Here is a 591-nt window from a genome sequence, read left to right as displayed (position 1 = left end):
TTGACGCGGGGTGGAGCAGCCCGGTAGCTCGTCAGGCTCATAACCTGAAGGTCACAGGTTCAAATCCTGTCCCCGCAACCATCTTTAATTGTCGACCAGCAAAAGCCGGATCCGAAAGGGTCCGGCTTTTTGCATGTCCGTCACACAAGGCCAGGATACCGGCGAGCTCACCGCGCAGCTCCACCTTCAGCGCGCCGTCCTCCGGCACCAGCCGGATCACCTCGATCAGGCTCCGGATCAGATCAAACGCTTCCGCTTGCGTCTCCGGCCGCTCCAGCAGGGAACCGAGATCAGCAACCTTCTGGCGATAGATCTCGGCGAGGTTGGGATGGAACAGCGGTTGGGCGCTGGCTGGCTCCCTCAGTTCGGTCTGGAGCTCGACCTTGCGAGCCTCCAGGACCTTCAGATCGTCCATGAGAGAGCGTGGAGCGTCGTCACTGCCAAGCAGCAGGTCGAGGATGCGGCGGATGCGCTGGTTGGTCCGCGACAGCTCCTGCTCGATCGACGCCCGCGCCGCGCGCCGATCGATCCGGCCGCGATTGACCTCCGCGTGAAGCTCAGCCGCAAACGCCCTTGAACAGCTCTGGATCC

1 tRNA gene is annotated in these 591 nt (G+C 62.9%); it reads left to right on the top strand.

Annotated elements, in window-relative coordinates:
• Positions 1 to 4: 4 nt before the first annotated feature.
• A tRNA-Met gene (locus J4G32_RS20645) sits at positions 5 to 81 on the top strand.
• Positions 82 to 591: the final 510 nt, after the last annotated feature.

Origin of the sequence: Microvirga antarctica (assembly GCF_017921815.1) — a bacterium.
In the GTDB taxonomy this organism is placed as follows: domain Bacteria; phylum Pseudomonadota; class Alphaproteobacteria; order Rhizobiales; family Beijerinckiaceae; genus Microvirga; species Microvirga antarctica.
This window is presented reverse-complemented; position numbering and strand designations above follow the sequence as displayed.